Annotated in this window: 18 protein-coding genes and 1 tRNA gene; 9 read left to right on the top strand and 10 right to left on the bottom strand. The window is 62.3% G+C overall.

Annotated elements, in window-relative coordinates:
• A partial coding sequence (locus tag LJ738_RS14120; protein WP_317206804.1) for a glycerol-3-phosphate dehydrogenase C-terminal domain-containing protein occupies positions 1–195 on the top strand: 195 nt, incomplete at its 5' end.
• Between the two features lie 275 nt (positions 196–470).
• Positions 471–2,003 carry an NCS1 family nucleobase:cation symporter-1 gene (locus LJ738_RS14115; protein ID WP_227787065.1) on the top strand — a complete coding sequence of 511 codons (1,533 nt, stop codon included), beginning with the start codon at positions 471–473 and terminating at the stop codon, positions 2,001–2,003.
• 55 nt (positions 2,004–2,058) lie between these two features.
• Here the strand turns inward: LJ738_RS14115 and LJ738_RS14110 are convergent, their stop codons facing one another.
• Entirely contained in the window at positions 2,059–2,649 is a 591-nt protein-coding gene (locus tag LJ738_RS14110) for a DUF1989 domain-containing protein (protein ID WP_227787064.1), read from the bottom strand.
• A complete protein-coding gene (gene gntA / locus LJ738_RS14105; RefSeq protein WP_227787063.1) occupies positions 2,618–3,310 on the bottom strand; it encodes a guanitoxin biosynthesis heme-dependent pre-guanitoxin N-hydroxylase GntA in 693 nt (230 codons plus the stop codon). The genes LJ738_RS14110 and gntA overlap by 32 nt, the downstream gene beginning before the upstream one ends.
• Before the next feature lie 275 nt (positions 3,311–3,585).
• On the opposite strand from gntA, the gene uvrA reads away from it, so the two are divergent.
• Positions 3,586–6,153, top strand: a complete 2,568-nt coding sequence (gene uvrA / locus LJ738_RS14100; RefSeq protein WP_227787062.1) for an excinuclease ABC subunit UvrA — start codon at positions 3,586–3,588, stop codon at positions 6,151–6,153.
• Between the two features lie 41 nt (positions 6,154–6,194).
• Here uvrA and LJ738_RS14095 read toward each other — a convergent pair.
• Positions 6,195–6,267 (bottom strand) — tRNA-Met (locus LJ738_RS14095).
• A 178-nt stretch (positions 6,268–6,445) separates the two neighbouring features.
• On the opposite strand from LJ738_RS14095, the gene LJ738_RS14090 reads away from it, so the two are divergent.
• Entirely contained in the window at positions 6,446–7,096 is a 651-nt protein-coding gene (locus LJ738_RS14090; RefSeq protein WP_227787061.1) for an alpha/beta hydrolase, read from the top strand.
• Between the two features lie 92 nt (positions 7,097–7,188).
• Here the strand turns inward: LJ738_RS14090 and LJ738_RS14085 are convergent, their stop codons facing one another.
• Positions 7,189–8,286 carry an acyltransferase family protein gene (locus LJ738_RS14085; RefSeq protein WP_227787060.1) on the bottom strand — a complete coding sequence of 366 codons (1,098 nt, stop codon included), beginning with the start codon at positions 8,284–8,286 and terminating at the stop codon, positions 7,189–7,191.
• 165 nt (positions 8,287–8,451) lie between these two features.
• Between LJ738_RS14085 and LJ738_RS14080 the strand changes: the two genes are divergently transcribed.
• The 4 genes from LJ738_RS14080 to LJ738_RS14065 all read left to right on the top strand — a co-directional run bounded on the left by LJ738_RS14080 (position 8,452) and on the right by LJ738_RS14065 (position 12,104).
• Positions 8,452–9,708 carry a TCR/Tet family MFS transporter gene (locus tag LJ738_RS14080; RefSeq protein ID WP_227787059.1) on the top strand — a complete coding sequence of 419 codons (1,257 nt, stop codon included), beginning with the start codon at positions 8,452–8,454 and terminating at the stop codon, positions 9,706–9,708.
• An 80-nt stretch (positions 9,709–9,788) separates the two neighbouring features.
• A complete protein-coding gene (locus tag LJ738_RS14075) occupies positions 9,789–10,217 on the top strand; it encodes a hypothetical protein (protein WP_227787058.1) in 429 nt (142 codons plus the stop codon).
• A gap of 166 nt (positions 10,218–10,383) precedes the next feature.
• Positions 10,384–10,749 carry a BlaI/MecI/CopY family transcriptional regulator gene (locus LJ738_RS14070; protein ID WP_227787057.1) on the top strand — a complete coding sequence of 122 codons (366 nt, stop codon included), beginning with the start codon at positions 10,384–10,386 and terminating at the stop codon, positions 10,747–10,749.
• A gap of 2 nt (positions 10,750–10,751) precedes the next feature.
• Positions 10,752–12,104, top strand: a complete 1,353-nt coding sequence (locus LJ738_RS14065; protein ID WP_227787056.1) for a M56 family metallopeptidase — start codon at positions 10,752–10,754, stop codon at positions 12,102–12,104.
• Positions 12,105–12,330: 226 nt separating this feature from the next.
• Here LJ738_RS14065 and LJ738_RS14060 read toward each other — a convergent pair whose 3' ends face one another.
• From LJ738_RS14060 to LJ738_RS14040, 5 genes are all read right to left on the bottom strand, one after another.
• Positions 12,331–12,921, bottom strand: a complete 591-nt coding sequence (locus LJ738_RS14060) for an Hsp20/alpha crystallin family protein (protein WP_227787055.1) — start codon at positions 12,919–12,921, stop codon at positions 12,331–12,333.
• Between the two features lie 317 nt (positions 12,922–13,238).
• Positions 13,239–14,309, bottom strand: coding sequence for a chorismate mutase (locus LJ738_RS14055; protein WP_227787054.1), 1,071 nt, complete (start codon positions 14,307–14,309; stop codon positions 13,239–13,241).
• 175 nt (positions 14,310–14,484) lie between these two features.
• A complete protein-coding gene (locus tag LJ738_RS14050; RefSeq protein ID WP_227787053.1) occupies positions 14,485–15,330 on the bottom strand; it encodes a prephenate dehydrogenase in 846 nt (281 codons plus the stop codon).
• An 83-nt stretch (positions 15,331–15,413) separates the two neighbouring features.
• Complete coding sequence (locus tag LJ738_RS14045) at positions 15,414–16,619, bottom strand: pyridoxal phosphate-dependent aminotransferase (RefSeq protein WP_227787052.1); 1,206 nt, start codon at positions 16,617–16,619, stop codon at positions 15,414–15,416.
• A gap of 17 nt (positions 16,620–16,636) precedes the next feature.
• The gene (locus tag LJ738_RS14040; RefSeq protein WP_227787051.1) at positions 16,637–17,521 is read right to left on the bottom strand and encodes a prephenate dehydratase; all 885 of its coding nucleotides are present in this window, start codon (positions 17,519–17,521) and stop codon (positions 16,637–16,639) included.
• A 476-nt stretch (positions 17,522–17,997) separates the two neighbouring features.
• Here LJ738_RS14040 and LJ738_RS14035 point away from each other — a divergent pair, with 476 nt between their 5' ends.
• Entirely contained in the window at positions 17,998–19,089 is a 1,092-nt protein-coding gene (locus LJ738_RS14035; protein WP_227787050.1) for an NADH:flavin oxidoreductase/NADH oxidase, read from the top strand.
• A gap of 102 nt (positions 19,090–19,191) precedes the next feature.
• Here LJ738_RS14035 and LJ738_RS14030 read toward each other — a convergent pair whose 3' ends face one another.
• Positions 19,192–19,728, bottom strand: a complete 537-nt coding sequence (locus LJ738_RS14030; protein ID WP_227787049.1) for a DinB family protein — start codon at positions 19,726–19,728, stop codon at positions 19,192–19,194.
• Positions 19,729–19,742: the final 14 nt, after the last annotated feature.

Genomic DNA, 19,742 nt, shown 5'->3' with positions numbered 1-19,742 from the left:
GAAATGGCCCGCACCGTGGAAGACGTACTGGCTCGGCGCGTACGCCTGCTGTTTCTGGACGCGGCCGCCGCGCTGCGCGCGGCTCCCACGATAGCCGCCCTGCTGGCGCAGGAATTGGGCCACGACGCGGCGTGGCAGACGCAGCAAGTAGCTCAGTTTGGCAAGCTAGCGCGAGGCTACTTGCTCAACAAGTAGCGAGCTCAACCACTTGTCTAATGTGCAATTACAGGCCAGCACAGCAAGTATATATCTCAGCAGCCCCTACAATCGGCTGTCATGCTGAGCGCAGCGAAGCATCTTATCACCGAAGAACGAATCGTTGAGCCGTGAGAAGATGCTTCGCTGCGCTCAGCATGACAGCCGATTGAATTGACAGAACTCAACTCGCCAAATTTCCTGGGCAAGCTCAACAAGAGGTTCTTATCGCCGAGACGCTTACATTAGCCGGGGCCTTTTTCACCGACAACCGCATGAATACCACGCCGCCACTCGCCACCGAGCCGTACGCCGCTGGCCTCACCAGCCCCGACTTGGCGCCAGTTCCGCCGCAGGAGCGCACCTGGGGTACCGGCAACTACGCCGCGCTCTGGATTAGCATGAGCCTGTGCATCCCCACCTACATGCTGGCCAGCTCACTCATCGAGGGCGGCATGAACTGGTGGGAAGCGCTGCTCACCATCTTCCTGGGCAACACCATCGTGCTGGTGCCCATGCTGCTCAACGGCCGGGCCGGGGCGCAGTATGGTATCCCGTTTCCGGTGCTGGCGCGGGCCAGCTTTGGCGTGCGCGGTGCAAACGTGCCGGCGCTGCTCCGGGCCATTATTGCCTGCGGCTGGTTCGGCATCCAGACTTGGATTGGCGGCTATGCGCTCTACCAGATGGCGGTGCTGTGGGTGCCGGGGCTGGCCACGTTGCCACTCATTTTCCCGGCCAGCTGGGGCTTGGCTACGGGGCCGGCACTGGTATTTTTCCTGTTCTGGCTCGTAAACATGTACGTGGTGTACCTCGGCGTCGATAGCATTCGCAAGCTGCTGGTGTTCAAGGCGTATTTTCTACCCGTAGCGGCGCTGGCCTTGCTGTGGTGGGCCATCTCGGCCGGGCACGGGCTGGGTCCAATTCTGGCTCAACCCAGCAAATTCACTTCCAGCGCGGCATTCTGGGCTTTCTTTTTCCCCTCGCTCACGGGCATGGTGGGATTCTGGGCCACGCTCTCGCTCAACATCCCCGACTTCACGCGCTACGCCACCAGCCAGCGGGCCCAGCAGGTGGGCCAAGCGCTAGGGCTGCCCACGTCCATGACCCTGTTTTCGTTTGTGGGCGTGGTGGTTACCTCAGCCACTTTCGTTATTTACGGCAAAACCATCTGGGACCCGGTGGTGCTGGCCAGCAAGTTCGACAGCAAGGTGCTGGTGAGCGTGGCAATGCTGGCCGTGGCCCTGTCCACCCTGGCCACCAATATCGCGGCCAATATCGTGAGCCCGGCCAACGACTTCGCCAACTTCTCGCCCACCCGCATCAGCTTCAAAATGGGCGGATACATCACCGGCGTGCTCGGCGTGCTCATCTTCCCTTGGAAGCTCATCGCCGACCCTTCGGGCTACATTTTCACCTGGCTGGTGGGCTATTCGGGCCTGCTGGGTCCCATCGGCGGCATCATGATTGTGGACTACTACCTCATCCGCCACCAGCAGCTCGACGTGCCCGACCTCTACCAGTACCACGGCCGCTACGCCTACCGCAACGGCTTCAACATCGCCGCCATCGTCGCGCTTATCGTCGGCATTCTGCCCAACGTACCGGGCTTCCTCACCGCCATTGGCGTGCTCGACAAAGGCGCGGTGTGGCCCGGCCTGGTGGCCGTGTACAACTACGCCTGGTTTGTGGGCTTTCTGGTGTCGGGCGGCGTTTACTTGCTACTCATGCGGGGATATGCCGCCCGCCAGTCGGCCCGGCCCGCGCCCAGTGCCCTTTCCCAGCCTGCGTCGTCGCCATCGTTGGCGTAAGCGTACCAGCTTATCCCCATCATTCGGGTGCGGACTTTTACACCCAATAAATAGCTTACGCCAGCACCTCGTAGGCAATGGGTTTGAAGGCGTAGTTGTTCGACATTTCGGCCGAGCAGGCCGTCATGCCCACAATCAGGTCCATTTTGGCTTCGAGCACCACGTAGTCGCCAGCGCGGCTTTTGGGAGGCAGCACGCCCACTTTGCCCGTGTCGCCGTCCACGGTTACGTGCATGAAAATATTGAAGCAAATCGGAATCTGGTCGGGGCCGATGCCATACGGGGCCAGGGCCTCGCTGAGGTTGCCGAAGCAGCCGCGGTGCGGGTGCTCGTGCCCGTAGATGATGCGAAAAGTATCGGCCGAGCACGGCGTGAGCAGAAAGTCGTGCCGGCCCACGGTGTCTTCCACCAGCTCAAACATCACGTTGCTCCGGTTGGAGTAGAACGGGTGCCCAACGGTAAGAAAAATGGTTTCGGCGTAGTCGATGGTGCGGCCCGATGACAGGTACTCGGCCGGGTCGTGCTGGTTAAAACACACGAAGTCTGACACTTGCTCGCCCTGCGGGTCGGTTACCTTGAGGCGCTGGCCCTGGCGGAGCAGAAAGGCGGTGCCGCTACGCGGCGGAATGAGCTGAGGGTCGGGCATGGGGGCTGAGAAAGGGGCACTGCCAGGCATCGTCGTAGGCTTTGCCGGTGTACTGGTATACTTCGGAAGCGGCGCCGTAGTTCTGCAGCATGGGGTTTACGGAGCCGGAATACGCCACGTCGCGGGTTCGGATGGTATCGCGCAGGTTGTCGTAGCGGCCGTTATTCCGGATTTGCTCGAACTGCGCGTGCGGGTTGAACACCAGCGTGGGGTACTGAAACTGCCGGGCCGCGCGCCCGCTGCCCGGGTGCAGCCCCACCACGAAGAAGGCCTCCTCTTTCAGGCTAAAGCTGAACTCGGGCGAGCCGGGGTCGGCCACCACGCGGGGGTCGTAGCCAAACTGCCGGGCGTCGAGGTTGGCCAGCGACTGCAGCCGCTGCCAGAACAGCTCCTCAAACAGCGCTTCGTTGGGCTGACTGGGCCCGCGGAAGATGATGGCCGCGCTGTGGTAGAGCTTCTCCGACTGCCGGTAGGTGTCGACAAACCCATAGAGAAATTCCAGGATGGCGGCGTCGTCTTTGGGGCAAGCCAGGTGGTCCACCACCAGGCAATTGAGCTGCTGCCAGGTCAGGGCCGTCTTGGCCGCTACGCAGGGAAATTCTTTTTTGCTTATGAAATCAAAATACGCTTGTACCTCTGCATGTTCTTTTATATCAACCATATATCTATCATTTAAGCCGCCCGCTAATTCGAGTACGAAAACCAATTGTTGTGCTTTGGTTACGGCCTGATGCAATTTTATGTTTAATTAATTCATATCAAACCTTCAACACAAATATTTGAGGCCATACCTAACTCCCTCCGATTTAGCGGATAAAACTGCCCTAAGGCCCTGCTTTAACTTCTGCTTTGCAGGGTGGTTCCCAGCGCGGTGTACAGCTCCTCATAGGGGCGCCTGATTTTAACCTCGGAGGCAAGCTTCGCGTTAGACAGTCCATGGCCACCCCTTCCTCTCCTTCTCCTTCCGACGACGCCCGCGCCACCGGATTCGTGCGTGTGCGCGGCGCCCGCGAGCACAACCTCAAGAACGTCGACGTCGACCTGCCGCGCGATGCCTTGGTGGTGTTTACGGGTGTGTCGGGCTCGGGCAAATCCAGCCTGGCCTTTGGCACGCTCTACGCCGAGGCCCAGCGCCGCTACCTCGAGTCGGTGTCGCCCTACGCCCGTCGGCTGTTTCACCAGATGGCCGTGCCCGAAGTCGATTCCATCGACGGCCTGCCGCCGGCGGTGGCCCTGCAGCAGCAGCGCGGCGCCCCGAGCACCCGCTCGTCGGTGGGCTCGGTCACCACGCTGTCCAACCTGCTGCGCATGCTCTACTCGCGGGCCGGCGACTACCCCAAGGGCCAGGGCATCATCTACGCGGAGTCTTTTTCACCCAATACGCCCGAAGGCGCCTGCCCCACCTGCCACGGCCTGGGCCGGGTGTACGAAGTGACCGAGGATAGCATGGTGCCCGACCCCTCGCTCACCATCCGGGAGCGGGCCATTGCCGCCTGGCCCCAGGCTTGGGGTGGCCAAAACCAGCGCGACATCCTCGTGAGCATGGGCTACGACGTGGACACGCCCTGGCGCAACCTGCCCCAGAAAGACCGGGACTGGATTCTCTTCACCGACGAACAGCCGGTGGTGCCCGTGTACGCCGGCTTCACCCCCGAGCAGACGCGCTACGCCGTGAAGCGCAAGATGGAGCCCAGCTACATGGGCACCTTCACCGGCGTGCGGCGGCACGTGCTGCACACCTTCGCCACCACCCACAGCCCGCTGATGAAGAAGCGGGTGGCCCAATATATGCTCAGCAGCGACTGCCCCACCTGCGAGGGCAAGCGGCTGCGCAAAGAATCCTTGTCGGTGAAATTTGCCGGCCTCGACATTGCCGAAATGTCGAGGCTGCCCCTCAAGCGCCTGGCTGGCCTGCTGCAACCCTATGCCAAAGGCAAGGCCGGCAAGCAACAACACGATACCGAGCACCCCGAGCAAGCCATCGTGGCCCAACGCATTGCCGAAGACCTAGCTGCCCGCCTCGTCGTGCTGCTGGATTTGGGCCTGGGCTACCTCTCGCTGGAGCGCGCCACGCCTACCCTCTCGCCAGGCGAGCTGCAACGACTGCGGCTTGCCACCCAGCTGTATTCCAATTTGTTCGGAGTAGTATATGTGCTCGATGAGCCCTCCGCTGGCCTGCACCCCGCCGATACCGAAGCGCTGCTAGCCGCGCTAGACGGTTTAAAGGGCGCGGGCAATTCCTTGTTCGTTGTCGAGCACGATTTGGACGTTATCCGCCAAGCCGATTGGCTGGTAGACGTGGGGCCGGCCGCCGGCGAAAAAGGCGGCCACATTCTCTACAGCGGCCCGCCCGAAGGGCTGCGGCAAGTAACTGAGTCGCAAACACGGCGCCACCTGTTCGGCAGTTCCGAAATTGAGCTACCCAGCCGCGAGCCGCGCACCCCCATGGGGTGGCTCAAGCTGGCTGGCGTCACACGCAACAACCTCGATAATCTTTCGGCGACCTTTCCGCTGGGCGTGTTCACCACTGTCACGGGCGTGTCCGGCTCCGGCAAGTCGAGTCTGGTAAGCCAGGTTTTGGTTGAGCTGGTAGCCGAGCACCTGGGCCAGGAAATTTCCCTGGAAGAAGAGGAAGCCGATGCCTTGGACCAGCCCGCCCCGGTCACCCTCGGCGGCCAGATTACGGGCGGCATGGAAGGCATCAAGCGCCTGGTGCGGGTCGACCAGAAGCCCATCGGCCGCACGCCGCGCTCCAACATGGCCACCTACACCGGCTTGTTCGACCACGTGCGCAAGCTGTTTGCCGCCACGCCTGCGGCCAAAAAACGGCGCTACGATGCCGGCCGCTTTTCCTTCAACGTGGCCAAAGGCCGCTGCGAAAACTGTCAGGGCGAAGGCTTCGTGATGGTTGAGCTGCTATTTCTGCCCAGCGTATACGCGCCCTGCCCCGTCTGCCACGGCGCCCGCTACAACGCCAAAACCCTGGAAGTAACCTACCGCGACAAAAACATCGCCGAAGTACTGGGCCTGACCGTGGACGACGCTTGGGAATTCTTCGCCGAAGAGCCGCCCGTGCACCGAGCCCTCACCGTGCTGCGCGAAGTGGGCCTGGGGTACCTGCGCCTCGGCCAGCCCGCCACCGAGCTATCCGGCGGCGAAGCCCAGCGCATCAAGCTGGCCACCGAGCTGCAGCGCATCGGCCGCGGCAACACCCTCTACATCCTCGACGAGCCCACCACCGGCCTCCACCCTTCCGATGTAGAGAAGCTCCTGCTCCAACTCGACGGCCTCGTAGAAGCAGGCAACACCGTCATCGTAGTGGAGCACGACATGCGCGTAGTGGCCGGCTCGGATTGGGTTATCGACATCGGACCCGGCGCGGGCGAAGAAGGGGGGCACGTCGTTGCGGCCGGACCTCCAGAAGAGGTAGCCAAAGTGAAGGCCAGCCGGACCGCCCCGTATCTGGTGCGCCACCTGCAACAGTCTGATACCGTAAGGGTGTAAAAGAAAAAGGCCGTTTTCCATAAGGAAAACGGCCTTTTAGGTAGCGGGGACTGGACTCGAACCAGTGACCTTTGGGTTATGAGCCCAACGAGCTACCAACTGCTCCACCCCGCACTGTTTGTGATACAAAGGTAAGCAAACTTTCGGGTAAAGCCACAAAAAATGTCTTTTTAGCGGCATGGCAAGGGTTAACGTGTGGTTGTCAGGCAGAAAAAACGCGTCGCTACTAAGCAGCAGGCTGGGATAGGACGTATAGACTTGGGCTTATTCATCACTATTCCGGGCCGCTGCTATGATACCGCTCCCCTTTACTACGCCGCGCACGGCCCGCTATTTGAGCCTGGGCCAGCCTGGTCCAGCCATTGAGCACGTGTGGGTATGCCTGCACGGCCACGACCAGCCCGTAGGCGACTTGGCCGACCAGCTCCGCAACCTCGATACCCCGGAGCGCCTGTTGGTGCTACCCGAAGCGTTGAGCCGTTTTGAATTGCCCGCAGCCGAGGGAGAAGAACCGCGCACCGGCGCTGCCTGGTTTGCGCCCGACTCGCTGCTTCCGGACTTCGACGACCTGAGCGCTTACCTCGATGCCCTTACCAATGAGGTGCTGGCCGCCTGCCCGCCAGATACGCCGCTCACGGTGCTCGGATACGGCCACGGGGCAGCCGCGGCCTGCCGTTGGCTGGCGGGCAATGGCGTCGAATACATCCGGCTGATTCTGTGCGCCCCCGTGTTTCCGGCCGGGATTGACCGGCGGGCCACCCTGGTAGCCCTGCCCGAGCGGCCGGTGCTGGTGGTGAGCACCACTACCGATACGTACACGCCGGAAGCAGCCGGCGAAGGCCTGATGCAGGATTTGCTGGATGTGGGCCTGAGCGCCCAGCAGCGCCTCGTCGACGCCGGGCCGCTACCGCTAGCTGCCTTGGGCGCTAGCGGAGAAGCCTAGCCGGCTGGCCGCAGCACAGGCAACCAGCCCAATTTCATAGTGGAGGCAAACCCAAAATTATCCAGGGCAGCTTTTTGCGTACCGTTACCATCCTAAACGTGCTTTGCCAGGGGCCGCGGAGCAGAAACGTACCGGAACCGGTTTTTGAAGCGGTCGATGGGAGCTTCTACGAAATGCCAGGATGCCGCGCTGAGCAGGAGCACCGCTGGTCCGAGTACGCACAGGATGGACAAGGGCCCCATGAGAGCGGCCCGGCCCGCGGCATCGGGCACGAAATGGTATACCAGCCGCTGCCAAAACACCAGCAGCGGCAGGTGGTAGAGGTAAATGCCGTAGCTGCGCTGGCCCACCCACTGCGTGGCCGCATGGCTCAAGCCCAGGCGACGGCCGGCCGCGGGCACGCACAGCAGCCAGCAAATCGTGAGAAAATCGGCAATCGCCAACCACTTGCCTTGGCTCACGGCCCAAAACTGAGCCCAGGGCCCCGGCGGGAGCCACCGGTGCAAGGCAGCCCAACTCAGCCACGCCAGCAGCACATACCGCCCCCGGGCCAGCCGCGCTAGCCAAGACTGGTGCTGCGCCACTTGGAGCACGGCTCCCAGCGCAAACAAATCCAGATTGGCGGGCAGCAGCATGTGCACCATGTTTGGGTTCACCCACAGCGACCACAGCACCCGAAACACCCAGCCCAAGACAGCCAGCGCCAGCAGCGGCTTTAGCCGACGGCCTAAGATGCCCAGCAGCAAGGGCCAGAACAGATAAAACTGAATTTCGACGGCAATGGTCCAGAAGTGGCCCACGCCGTCGCCCCAGCCCCCAAAGCGGTACACCAGGAAGTTGGCCCCCGGCAGCACGTACCAGCCGGGGTACTCGCGCACCATGGCCAGCGGCAGCAGCGCACAGCCGGCCAAAACCAGGTAGTAAGACGGCAGGATGCGCAGCGCCCGCCGCAGGTAGAACGTGCCCACCCGGTGCCACCAGGGCCCGGACGCCCCCACATAGGCTTCGTATTTCCAGATAATGCCCGACACCAGGTAGCCGCTGAGCACAAAGAACAAGCTTGGGCCCAGCTCGCCCAGCGGAAACGCCGGCTGCAGCCAGTGCTGCACCAGCACAATGCCCACGGCCACGGCCCGCAGACCGTTGAGTTCGGGGCGGTACGGGAGGGCAGTAGGTAGCGGAGCAGGCATGAAAGAAGCAGAACCCTGGAGCGAGGCCGCAAAATACGCGGGGCGCCTGCTGCGCAACCCGCGCCCGCCGCCGCGGATATAATGTGGGGGTGGACTCGTCCTTTTTTCTACTGACCTTTGACCGGTTGCCGGTGACAGCGGCGCCTTTGTATTTGCTTTCTTGCCATGTCCGATAAACGTTCTCCCGCTCTTGGTTTCATCTTCGTCACGATTCTGATTGACGTAATTGGGCTGGGCATCATCATTCCGGTGGTGCCCAAGCTGATTCAGCAGCTCACGGGCGAGGGGCTGAGCCGGGCTTCGGAATATTCGGGCTGGCTCACGTTTGCGTATGCCATGGCGCAGTTTTGCTGCGCGCCGGTAATCGGCGGGCTCAGCGACAAGCTGGGGCGGCGGCCGGTGCTGCTGGCGGCGCTGCTGGGCCTGGGGCTCGACTACATCTTTCTGAGCTTTGCCCCTACCCTGGCGTGGCTGTTTGTGGGCCGCGTGATTGCGGGCATCACGGGGGCCAGCTTCACCACGGCCACGGCCTATATTGCCGACATCAGCACGCCCGAGAAGCGGGCCCAAAACTTTGGGCTGGTGGGCGCGGCGTTTGGCATTGGCTTCATCATTGGGCCGGCGGTGGGCGGGCTGCTGGCCGACTTTGGCTCGCGGGTGCCGTTTATGGTGGCGGCCGGGCTGAGTTTGTGCAATTTCTTCTACGGCTTTTTTGTGCTGCCCGAGTCGCTGGCGCCCGCCAAGCGGCGGCCGTTTGAGTGGCGGCGGGCCAATCCGGTGGCCTCGCTGCTGCGGCTAGGGCACTACCCCGCGGTGCTGGGCCTGGTGGCTGCGCTGGTGCTGATTTACCTGGCGGGCTCGGCTACGCAGTCGGTCTGGACGTTTTACACCATGCTCAAATTTGGTTGGACCGAGAAGCTGGTAGGCATCTCACTGGCGGTAATTGGGCTGTTTTCTGGTCTGGTGCAGGGCGGGCTGGTGCGCGTGGCCATCCCGCGGCTGGGCGCGGCCCGGGCCATTGTGGTGGGGCTGCTGTGCTATGCGCTGGGCTTTGTGCTGTTCGCGTTTGCGTCGAGGGGGTGGCTTATGCTGGTGTTCTTGGCCCCCTACTGCCTGGGAGGCATTTCAGGGCCAGCCCTGCAAGGCACCATTTCGGGCCAGGTGCCCGCCAATGAGCAGGGCGAGCTGCAGGGCTCGCTCACCAGCCTCATCAGCGCCACGGGCGTGGTGGGGCCGCTGATGATGACTTACTTATTTGCGTTTTTCACGCGGCCCACGGCGCCGGTGCAGTTTCCGGGCGCGCCGTTTTTGCTGGGGGCAGTGCTGGCACTGGCCAGTGTGGGGCTGGCCGTGCGCTCGCTGCGCAAACACCCACCCGTAGAAGCCAGCGCGCCACCTGCCGAAGCTATTCCGGCGCACTAGTCGCTCAAATTGGGCTGGCGTAGTACTTTGGTAGCTGTTGCTGCCCGAGTTGCTTCGTTTGCCATTCCCCGCCTTTCCGCATGATTCAGAACCCGCCCTTGCCGCTGCTGCAACTCACGCCCCGCCCCGATTTGGGCATTCTGGTGGGGCGCTGGGGGTTCCAGCCCGGCCCAGCCCAATTGCCGGCTGCCTACGAAGAACTAGCCCAGGCGGGGCTGCGCGAAAAGTGCTGCTTTTGGCTGCAGGACATCCGCCGCCGCACCCTAAACGACCCGCAGACTACGCAGTGGCTGCTGACCGAATTCTTCCCCGACATGGCCGCCCAGTTGGGCGCGCGGCTCTACGTGGCCTACCTCGTGGGCCCCGACCTGCACCAGCAAATTGTGACCGGGCCGGCCTTTGCTCCCATCGATTCTTATGTAGGCCAACCCTTTGTGGTCGGGTTCTTCGGCGACGAAGGCGAAGCCATCAACTGGCTGACAGCTCAACAAGGAACTGCGCATCCATAACCGGCCGCCGTTGGCCAACCCAAAAATATTTTCCATAAAAAGGCCTTTCCATTGCTGGAAAGGCCTTTTTGTTTCAGTCAATAAAAAATTAAAGGAACATAATTTTCACCATTACGAAATTATCGTAGATTTACGAAACAATCGTAATAACAAGACACTCCCACTCATGGAACGCCTTACCCAACCCGAAGAAGACGCCATGCACGTGCTCTGGCAAAGCAACGGCGGCTTTATCAAGGAAGTACTGGAACGCCTGCCCGAGCCGCGCCCGCCCTACACCACGCTGGCCTCCACGGTGCGCAACCTGGAACGCAAGGGCTACGTGCGGGCCGAAAAGCTGGGCAACTCCTTCCGCTTCGTGCCGGTAGTATCGGCCGATGATTACCAGCGCAGCTCGCTGGGCACGCTGGTGCAGAAGCATTTCCGGAACTCCTACAAGGACCTGGTGTCGTTTTTCGCGCAGGACAACAAAATCAGCGCGGCTGATTTGCAGGAGATTATCAAGCTCATTGAAAGCAAAAAAGCTGAGTAGCCATGTCCTCTATCTACCTGCTGAAAGCTAATGTGGCGCTGCTGCTGTTTGCGCTGGCGTATTTTGGGCTGCTGCGCCGGCTCACTTTTTTCTCGCTGAACCGCTTTTACCTGCTGTTCGCCCTGCTTTTTTCCGCAGCGTATCCGTTGCTGCCCCTGCCGGCGCTGTTTCCCGCCGAAGCGTCCTTGCCAGCAGCTTTTGTGCTGGTAGAAACCAGTCCCGTTCACAGCGCCGTGGTCGCGGGCCCGGTGGCGCCCGCCGTCGATTGGGAAGCAGGGGGCCTGCTGCTGTACGCCGGTGGCGCGGCGGTGCTGTTGGGCCGGCTGCTGGTGCAGCTGCTGTCGCTGTGGCAGCTGCGGCGCACCTCGCGCCCTTCGGTGGTGCTGGGCCAGCCCATCCGGGTGCTGGCGGGCGCGGTCAGCCCATTTTCGTTCTGGCGCACCATCTACCTCAACCCGCTACAGCACGCCGGCGCCGAGCTGGCGGCCGTGCTGCGCCACGAGCAAGTGCACGTGCGTCAGTGGCACACGCTCGACGTGCTGCTGGCCCAAGTGGCCCAGGCCATGGCCTGGTGCAACCCCGCGGCCTGGCTGCTGCGCCGGGCCCTGCTCGACAACCTCGAATACCTCGCCGACCACGCCGCCCTGCAAACCGGCCTCGACCGCCAGGCCTACCAATACAGCCTGCTGCGCCTCAGCCAAGGCGTGGCCGGGCCTTCGCTCGTCTCCCATTTCACCTTCCCAACCCTCAAAAACCGCGTTATCATGATGAATTCTCCTGCTTCCGCATTGGCCCAGACCGGGCGCTACCTGCTGGCTTTGCCGCTGGCGGTGGGCTTGGCCGTGGGTGTGGGCGCGGCGCTGTCACCCGCTGCGGCCGCGCCTGTCACCCAAACCGCCGCGCCCGGCCCAGCCGTGTACTACCTCGATGGCAAGCTGAGCGACAAGGCGGCAGTGTACGCCCTCGACCAGAAAAGCATTGCCTACATCCATATGCTGGACGAAAAGCAGGCCCGCCAGGCGTTTGGCGCAGCCAGTGGGGCGGTGGCCATTGTAGTAACCACGGCCAACCAGAATTCGGCCGCCGTGCTGGCGCTCAACGAGAAAGTGGATAAAGTCGCCCCTTTAGTACCGGCTACGCCTGAGCAAAAAGCTGCCATCGCCGCCGCTCAGGCCTACCTGCTCAAGAATTACCCCAATGCCAAGCTGCAGTTCATTGGCCCCGACTCCAAAGCCGATGCGGCCGCACCCCGCTACCGCGCCCAGTTTCAAGATGGCGGCCAAACCAAGCAGCAGTATTTCGATGCACAAGGCCAGCCCGTAGGAACTGCCAGTGCGTCTCCGAACCGCAGATAACTCACTAGGTCAGGCCGCTCCTCATTAATGTTGTACTGGGGCCGAGCGGGTCATGCAAACCAACCTGTGCGGCTAGCACTACCTGGCGCCAAGCCAGCAATTGAGCTAAACTAAAAAGGGCCATGCGCTATGCACGGCCCCTTAATTTTGTACTCTTGGTATTAAATCCGCACAAAATTCGGAAAACGGTTGCATTCTGGTGCTGTGCGAACTTTATACCCGCTGCTTAGCGCGAGGCCGATTCCTTCTGGCGCTGGCCGCCTTGGTTGCCGCCTTTCTGGCCGTTGCCTTGGTCATTGCCTTGCTGCACCTGCACGTCGGTGGCTTGCTGGCCCATGCGCTCGGACAGCTGGCCGCTTGGCTGGCCCCCAGCCTGTGCGCCCTGTATCTGAATCTGGTGGCGCATGGTTTTCTCCTCGTCTTTGGGCACCGTCACGTGCAGCACGCCGTCCTCAAAACTGGCTTGAATCTGACGTGGCTCAATGGTGTCGGGCAGTTGGAAGGAGCGCTGGAACGACCCGTACGAGCTTTCCACAATGTGGTAGCGTCGGTCGTTTTGCTCGTTTTTGAACTGGCGCTCGCCGGAGATGGTAAGGCGGCCCTGCTGGAAATCTACCTTGACGTCATCGCGCTTCAGGCCGGGCAGGGCCACGTCAATCTGATAGCCCTTGTCGGTTTCGTAAGCATCTACTTGGGGCGAAAATGCATTAACGCGGCCTCGGCCCGCCACAGAGTCCTGAAAGAACCGGTCAAGCATGGTCGAAAAACTCTGCGGCATGATGTCGCCGAAAGAGTCCTGATACTTTTGAATAGCCATGGTATAGTTGGGTTAAGGGTGGGAAAAAAATAGAAGTTCTAACTACCCTCGCGGGCAATATATTTTACTACTCTGCCCAACACGTTGTTTCACAAAAAAGCCCGTATACTGAACCGTAATGGCACTTTTTTCTATTTTTTCACCAAACAAAAGGGGCGCTGACGCCTTCCCCAAAACTCAGCTGCACTCCTTTACTGCGCGCCTCCGTGCGGCCGGAGCAATAGGCTCAGAAAGGAGCGCGGCTCTAACCCAAAAAGGCGTCGTGGCCCTGGCTAATGCCAGGGCCACGACGCCTTTGCAAGGACGCGGCCCGCGCGCTACGATTCCATTACCCGGCTCTGGCGGTTGATGGATTCCAGGTGCACTGCAGCCAGGTATTGCTCCACAAATTCGGGCGTGAGGCCCACCGATTTGCCTTGGCGCAGGGCGCGCTCCAGCACCTCGTTCCAGCGGGCAGTTTGCAGGATGGTGATGTCATTTTCTTTTTTGTACTGCCCAATTTTCTCCGCCAGGCCCATACGGCGGCCCAGCAGCTGCATAATTTCGGCGTCGAGCTGATTGATTTGCTCGCGGAAGCTGGCCAGCGCAGTCAGGAATTCGCGCTGGTTAGTGGTTTCGTGGCGCCACACCAGGCCCTCAATCAGGTCGCGGAGGACTTCAGGAGTGATTTGCTGCTTGGCGTCGCTCCAGGCCGCGTCGGGGTTTTGGTGCGACTCAATCATGTTGCCGTCGAAACCCAGATTGAGGGCTTGTTGGGCTACCGCAAACAAGGTATCGCGCCGGCCGCAGATGTGGCTGGGGTCGCAGAGCAGGGGCATTTCGGGCATCCGGCGCTTCATTTCGATGGGCAGGTGCCACATCGGCGCGTTGCGGAAATCGGTGTTGCCGTAGCTGGAAAAGCCCCGGTGAATTAGGCCCACGTGCTCCAGGCCGGCCTTTTGGAGCCGCTCTACGGCGCCCACCCACAGCTCCAGCTCCGGATGGATGGGGTTTTTGACGAGTACCGGCACGTCCACGCCGCGCAGGGCGTTGGCAATTTCCTGCACCGAAAACGGGTTGCCGGTGGTGCGGGCGCCCACCCACAGAATGTCGATACCGAAGGCCAGGCAGTCTTCTACGTGCTTGGCGGTGGCTACTTCCACGGCCGTGGGCAGGCCGGTGAGCTCGCTGGCTTTCTTGAGCCAAGGCAGGCCTTTGGTGCCCACGCCCTCAAACATGCCGGGCTTGGTGCGCGGCTTCCAGATGCCGGCGCGCAGGGCTTGCACCTTGCCGGTGGCCGCCAGGCGCTGGCAGGTGTCGAGCACCTGCTCTTCGGTTTCGGCCGAGCACGGGCCCGAGATAAGAAACGGCTTGTCGTCGGGCTGGCGGTTAAACAGCGCGGATTTCATTGTGGGTACCATAATGGTTGGGGTTGTTATTTTTTGTTTTTAGTTATTAGGTCGTCATGCTGAGCGCAGCCGAAGCATCTCACCCGCTTCGTTGCAAACAGCATTGGGTAGTATTGCGGTAGAGATGCTTCGGCTGCGCTCAGCATGACGTTCTTTTTATTGTTCCTGAGACCAATCAAGGCAGGATTTTGCGGATGTGGTTGGCTTGCTGAATCTGTTCGGTTAGGCCGGCGTAGTCTTCCCGCTCGAGTAGGTCGCGCAGGTGCTGCAATTGGTGCAAATGCTCGTCGAGCACATCGAGCACGTTGAGCCGGTTTTGGCGGAAGATGGGGACCCACGTGGCGGGCGAGCTTTTGGCCAGTCGCACCGTGGACTCGAAGCCGCCGCTGGCCAAATCGAAAATGCGCTGCTCTTCTTTTTCCTTCTCCAACACCGTAAGGGCCAGGGCAAACGACGTGATGTGCGAGATGTGCGACACGTAGGCCGTGTGCAGGTCGTGGGCAGTGGCGTCGAGGTAGAGCAAGCGCATGGGCAGCGCATGAAACAGCTGCTCCACCACGCGCACGGCATCGGGGTCGCTCTTATCGGTATCGCAGAGCACGACGGTTTTGCCTTCAAACAGGCCCGCTACCGCGGCTTCGGGTCCCGAGTGCTCGGTGCCGGCCATGGGGTGCACGGCCACAAAGCGGCCCCGCTTGGGGTGTTGGGCCACGGCCGCCAGCAGCGCCTGCTTGGTCGAGCCCACGTCGATAACTACCTGCTGCGCGGTGGTGGCATCCAGCACGGGCGGCAGCACGCTCACCATGGCATCCATGGGCACGGCCACCACCACCAAATCAGCCTGCTGCACGGCGGCGGGCAGGTCCATGACGATTTCATCGACCAGGCCCAGTTCCAGGGCTCGGCGGGCGTGCGCGGGGTTTTGCTCCACGCCGATGAGGCGCTGCGCTAAGCCGTGGTGGCGCAGGCTGATGGCGAGCGAGCCGCCGATAAGGCCGAGACCGATGATGGTGACGTTCATGACTTTGGAATATTCATTGTTCAGAAGTATGTCATGCTGAGCGCAGTCGAAGCATCTCGCGTGGTTCGTTGAGCTAGTATTTATTACTCTCGTGGTAGAGATGCTTCGGCAGGCTCAGCATGACGTTTATTCATCAATTCTACCCGTTCCAGCGCCTCCCGCAGCACCGCTTCGGGCTGGCAGAGGCTGGCGCGCACGTAGCCGAGGCCATTGCTGCCGAAGATGCCGCCGGGCGTGAGGAAAACCCGGGCCTCGGCCAGCACGGCGTCGCTGAGGACGTAGCCATCGGCAATGCCCGCGGGCACGGCGGCCCAGATAAACAGCCCAACCTGGCCCGGTGCGGGCGCGCAGCCCAGGGCCCGCAGCAGCTCTACCACCAGCTCGCGACGGGCGCGGTACGTGGCGTTCAGGGCCTCAAACCAGTCGGCGCCCAGCGCCAGCGCGGCCACGGCGGCTTGCTGCACCGGCAGGAACATGCCCGAATCCATGTTGCTTTTGAAGCGGAGCACGTCGGCCAGCAAATCGGCCCGGCCCACCAGCATGCCCACGCGCCAACCGGCCAGGTTGTGCGATTTGCTCAGCGAATTCAGCTCAAGCGCGACCTCGCGCGCACCCGGCACCGCCAGCAGGCTGATGGGCGGCGTTTCGTTCAGGACGAAACCGTACGGATTGTCGTGCACCAGCAGAATGTGGTGCTCGCGGGCAAACGCCACTAGGCGGGTGAGAAACGGCAGGTCGGCGGCCGTGCCAGTGGGCATATGGGGATAGTTCACCAGCATGAGCTTCACCCGCGAGAGGTCGGTGGCGGCCAACGCGTCCAGGTCGGGCAGCCAGCCGGTGGCGGCGCTCAGGTCGTACTCGCGCACTTCGGCCCCGCAGATTTCGGCCACGGCGCGGTAGGTCGGGTAGCCGGGGTTAGGGATAAGCACGGCGTCGCCGGCTTCCAGAAACGTCATGGCCACGTGCATCAGGCCTTCTTTGGAGCCCAGCAGCGGCAGCACTTCGGTGGCGGGGTCCAGGGCCACGCCGTAGTGCCGCTGGTAGAAGTCGGCCATGGCGCCGCGCAGCGCCGGCGTGCCTTGGTAGCCTTGGTAGCCGTGGGCGTTGGGCAGCGCGGCGGTGGCGGTTAGGGCCGCGGTCACGCTGGGGTGCGGCGGCAAATCGGGGCTGCCGATGCCGAGGTTGATGATGTTGGCGCCGGCGGCGTTGAGAGCGGCCAGTTCGCGCAGTTTGCGCGAGAAGTAGTACTCGCCGGTCTGGGCCAGGCGGCTGGCAGTGGAAATCTGCATGGGAAATTGCGGGGTGTTCATGCTGCTTTGGGGGACGTGGCCGCGCCGGCATCGGCAGTGGCGATTTCGGTGGTATTCCAGTGGCCGCGGCGGTAGGCGCCCAGCACCCGCAGCTCCTCCGTGACGGGGACCAGGTCGTGGAGCAGGGCGTTGAGCTGCGCGAGCTCGTCAAACTCTACATCGGCATGAAAGCCGTAGTGCCAGGGCTGACCCGGGCGCGGGCACGACTGCAACTTGCTCAAGTTGAGGCCATGGGAGGCCACCCGGGTGAGCACCTGGGCTAGGCTGCCCGGCGCGTGGGGCGCATGGAAATACAGCGAGGCTTTGTCGGCTAGGGGGTCTTCCTGAGCAGTTTCGGCGCGCTCCAGCACCAGAAAACGGGTGTAATTGTGCGGATCGTCGTGAATGGCGGGGGCCAGGATGTTGAGCCCGAACTGCTCGGCGGCCTGGGCGCCGGCCACCACGGCCACGCCGGGGGTGCGGTGCTCGGCCAGGAGTTGGGCGCTGTGGCCGGTGTCGTCGGTTTCCACCAGCTTCCAGTGCGGGTGGCCGTCCAGAAATTCGCCGCACTGGCGCAGGGCCATGGGGTGCGAGTGCACGGCCTGCACATCGGCCAGCGTGGTGCCGGGCAGGGCCAGCAGGTGCTGGTGAATGGGCAGGTACACCTCGCCGGTGACGCGCACCGCGGTCCGCTCCAGCAGCAGGTAGTTGGGCAGAATGCTGCCGGCCAGCGAGTTCTCCATGGCCATCAGGCCGGCCTCGGCCGAGCCGTTGACCACGTGGGCCACCACGGCGGCAAACGTGGCGCAGGGCAGCAGGTCCGGCTTCGCCCCGAAATACTGGCGGGCGGCCACTTCGTGAAAACTTCCCTTGAACCCCTGGATGGACACGTGCTTAGGCATGGCAATTCTGAAAAAACGAGCAATAAAAAAGGCCTCCGTTGTGCGGGGCCCTGGGGATGTTGGTAGTAGTGTGATGGTTGACACTAGCAACAGAGGGCCCGCTTCTCTTTAAAAAAGAAGTAATAGCCGTAATAAAAAAAGACCTGTTGCGTAGGGAGCATCTGGAAACGGGCATTAAAAAAGCGCCTCTCGAAGAACGAGCGGCGCTGGTAGTGCTGGTGGGTTAGCTACAAACGGCGGCTCGTTCTACGCGGTGGCGCAGAAGTAATAATAGCCAAAAAAGAAGCGCGTCTGGAGCATGGGGCAGTGAATACGGCGGCAAGATAGGCACGGGCGGGAGAATTGCAAGAGTAATGTGCAAACTGAATATCATGCCCAATAGCCGGTCATGCAGAGCGCGAAAGGCGCCGCCGATAACCTAAGGCGCGAGAATCGAGTTTAGCCCACTTATCCTTCGCAGTTATTTTATCCATTCCATGGTCACTCTTTTTGAACCCCTTGCCCTGCGCGGCGTCACCCTGAAAAACCGCATTGTGGTGTCGCCCATGTGCCAATACAGCAGCGTGGACGGCTTTGCCACCGACTGGCACCTCGTGCACCTGGGCAGCCGCGCCGTGGGCGGCGCGGGCCTCATCATTTCCGAAGCGGCGGCCGTCTCGCCCGAAGGCCGCATCAGCCCCGACGACCTGGGCATTTGGAAAGACGAGCACCTGCACATGCTCACGCGCATCACAGCTTTCCTGAAAAGCCAGGGCAGCGTGCCCGGCATTCAGCTGGCCCACGCCGGACGCAAAGCCAGCACCTACAGCCCCTGGAAAGGCGAGGGCCACGTACCCGAAAGCGAAGGCGGCTGGCAGCCCGTGGGCCCCAGTGCCTTGGCATTTGCCCCCACTTACGGCACGCCACACGCCCTCGATGGACCCGGCCTGCAAAAGGTAATTGCCGATTTTCGGGCGGCGGCGGAGCGGGCACTGGCTGCCGGCTTCCAGGTAATTGAGCTGCACGCGGCCCACGGCTACTTGCTGCACGAGTTCCTGTCGCCGCTCAGCAACCACCGCACCGACGAGTACGGCGGCACGTTCGAAAACCGCATCCGGCTGCTGCTTGAGGTGGTGGCGGCCACCCGCGAAGTGTGGCCCGCCGAGCTGCCGCTCATCGTGCGCATGTCGGTGACGGACTGGACCGAAGGCGGCTGGAATGCCGACGAATCGGTGCAGCTCGCGGCCATGCTCAAGGTGCGGGGCGTGGACATGATAGACTGCTCGACGGGCGGCAACGTGCCCAAGGCGCCCATTCCGGTGGGCCCCGGTTACCAGGTGCAGTTCGCCGAGCGCATCAAGCAGGAAACGGGCATGCTAACCGGGGCCGTTGGCCTGATTACCACCCCCGCCGAGGCCGAAGCCATTCTGACCAACGGGCAAGCTGATGTGGTGCTGCTGGCCCGCGAGTTTTTACGCGAGCCCTACTTCCCCTTGTTCGCCGCCCACGACCTGGGCGTTGAGATGCCGTGGCCGGTGCAATACGAGCGCGCCAAGCCGCGGGCTCACGTGGCTGCTGGTCCGCGGTAGAAAAACGATGTAGAGACGCCATACTTGGCGTCTTGTCGTTGAACATCGGCTCTGGACGATTATCCAAACTGTGCAAACGCCAAGACGCGAAGTGTCGCGTCTCTACATCGTTTCATTTTGCCTTTCAGCCTGGACTACCCGCGCCGTGACCAGCAGTTGGCCCAGGTGGCGGGAGGTATGCTCGGCGGCGTGTACCAGCAGGCCCAGCACGGTGGAGGGAATCTGGGCCCGGCCCACGCCGCGGGGTTCGGTTAGGCTGGCTGCGGTGGTGGTTTGAAGTTGAGCTAAAGCTTTATCTACCTGCGTAGTGAAGCGGCTCACCAATTGCGTTACCGAGTCGGCCTGAATCAGTAGTGGCGGGGTTTCGGCAGCCAGGGCGGCGAGCTGGGTGGCGCTTAGGGCCTCGGCGCGGGCGTAGGTAAATAGCCGGTCGAGCACGCCGGAGAGGTGCTGCAGGTGAAAGCCGACGGAGGCCACGCCGGCGGGCCGCTCGTTGAGTAGCGCGGCTGGGAAAGTGCGCATGGCGGCGGTGAGCTCTTCGCGGGCCTGCAGCAGGGCGTGGGCCATGGGCTGCAGCAGCGGGGGCACGCTAGGCAGGGGGCCGCGCAGCCACACTTCGAGGGTCTCGGGGTTGGGCATAAAGGGGAAAAGGG

This window comes from Hymenobacter plasmatis, assembly GCF_020711255.1.
In the GTDB taxonomy this organism is placed as follows: domain Bacteria; phylum Bacteroidota; class Bacteroidia; order Cytophagales; family Hymenobacteraceae; genus Hymenobacter.
Note: the sequence above shows the minus strand (reverse complement) of the source record. Positions and strands in the feature narration are given on the sequence as shown.

Bases quoted from the DNA above. Each gene is read 5' to 3' on its own strand.
- LJ738_RS14045 (WP_227787052.1), bottom strand. From the start codon at position 16,619: ATGCAGATTTCCACTGCCAGCCGCCTGGCCCAGACCGGCGAGTACTAC.
- LJ738_RS14050 (WP_227787053.1), bottom strand. From the start codon at position 15,330: ATGAACGTCACCATCATCGGTCTCGGCCTTATCGGCGGCTCGCTCGCC.
- LJ738_RS14060 (WP_227787055.1), bottom strand. From the start codon at position 12,921: ATGGCTATTCAAAAGTATCAGGACTCTTTCGGCGACATCATGCCGCAG.
- LJ738_RS14070 (WP_227787057.1), top strand. From the start codon at position 10,384: ATGGAACGCCTTACCCAACCCGAAGAAGACGCCATGCACGTGCTCTGG.
- LJ738_RS14110 (WP_227787064.1), bottom strand. From the start codon at position 2,649: ATGCCCGACCCTCAGCTCATTCCGCCGCGTAGCGGCACCGCCTTTCTG.
- uvrA (WP_227787062.1), top strand. From the start codon at position 3,586: ATGGCCACCCCTTCCTCTCCTTCTCCTTCCGACGACGCCCGCGCCACC.
- LJ738_RS14080 (WP_227787059.1), top strand. From the start codon at position 8,452: ATGTCCGATAAACGTTCTCCCGCTCTTGGTTTCATCTTCGTCACGATT.
- LJ738_RS14030 (WP_227787049.1), bottom strand. From the start codon at position 19,728: ATGCCCAACCCCGAGACCCTCGAAGTGTGGCTGCGCGGCCCCCTGCCT.
- LJ738_RS14115 (WP_227787065.1), top strand. From the start codon at position 471: ATGAATACCACGCCGCCACTCGCCACCGAGCCGTACGCCGCTGGCCTC.
- LJ738_RS14055 (WP_227787054.1), bottom strand. From the start codon at position 14,309: ATGAAATCCGCGCTGTTTAACCGCCAGCCCGACGACAAGCCGTTTCTT.
- LJ738_RS14040 (WP_227787051.1), bottom strand. From the start codon at position 17,521: ATGCCTAAGCACGTGTCCATCCAGGGGTTCAAGGGAAGTTTTCACGAA.
- LJ738_RS14090 (WP_227787061.1), top strand. From the start codon at position 6,446: ATGATACCGCTCCCCTTTACTACGCCGCGCACGGCCCGCTATTTGAGC.
- gntA (WP_227787063.1), bottom strand. From the start codon at position 3,310: ATGGTTGATATAAAAGAACATGCAGAGGTACAAGCGTATTTTGATTTC.
- LJ738_RS14065 (WP_227787056.1), top strand. From the start codon at position 10,752: ATGTCCTCTATCTACCTGCTGAAAGCTAATGTGGCGCTGCTGCTGTTT.
- LJ738_RS14035 (WP_227787050.1), top strand. From the start codon at position 17,998: ATGGTCACTCTTTTTGAACCCCTTGCCCTGCGCGGCGTCACCCTGAAA.
- LJ738_RS14075 (WP_227787058.1), top strand. From the start codon at position 9,789: ATGATTCAGAACCCGCCCTTGCCGCTGCTGCAACTCACGCCCCGCCCC.
- LJ738_RS14085 (WP_227787060.1), bottom strand. From the start codon at position 8,286: ATGCCTGCTCCGCTACCTACTGCCCTCCCGTACCGCCCCGAACTCAAC.